2 protein-coding genes are annotated in these 500 nt (G+C 40.8%); both read right to left on the bottom strand.

Features of this window, described 5'->3' with window-relative positions; translation table 11 throughout:
- Positions 1–93 (bottom strand): DUF5712 family protein (locus tag RM529_RS17760; protein ID WP_311486061.1); only part of this gene is annotated, 93 nt, incomplete at its 3' end.
- 11 nt (positions 94–104) lie between these two features.
- Positions 105–500, bottom strand: a 396-nt coding sequence (locus tag RM529_RS17755; RefSeq protein WP_311486060.1) for a BfmA/BtgA family mobilization protein, incomplete at its 5' end; no start/stop codon positions are given.

The following is a 500-nucleotide window of genomic DNA, read 5'->3' as shown; positions in this document are numbered from 1 at the left end:
TCCTTCATTTTCCTTTTCGAGGTAGCTAACAAAACCGGCCGAACTCTGGGAGTAATTCCCGCCTAACTTTTGAGGTGTGATGGTGATATACATAGCCGAAAATTTTACAGGTTATTATCAGAAAAATTCTTTTCACCCCTACCATCTTGTTCCGGTTGCGGAACGTTATCCTTTTTCTCTCGAAGGATTTTCTTTTCCAGGATGAGTGGTTTCTTTTGAGATGTTTCGGTTTGGAAAAGTGAGGCGATCATCGCCGCGGTGGGTTTGGTTTGCGTTTTTTCCATATCACGCATAATGGCAATAACCGCATTAATACGTTTCTTAAAAGAAGCTTCGATAGTCCTACCTGTAGGCCCTAATTTTTCTCTTGGAGAAATTTCGTTATAGAAGAAAAAGTCGAGCATTGTCTCCAGGGCTTCGGTGTGTGATTTGAAATGTGTTCTTGAAAATTCCTGGAAGCGTTTTGCTGTTTCCTTTTTGAACCTGATGCCAATAAATGA

Source organism: Autumnicola edwardsiae, assembly GCF_031846505.1.
Lineage (GTDB): Bacteria > Bacteroidota > Bacteroidia > Flavobacteriales > Flavobacteriaceae > Autumnicola > Autumnicola edwardsiae.
The sequence above is the reverse complement of the archived record's forward strand: the minus strand, read 5'-3'. Positions and strand labels throughout refer to the sequence as shown.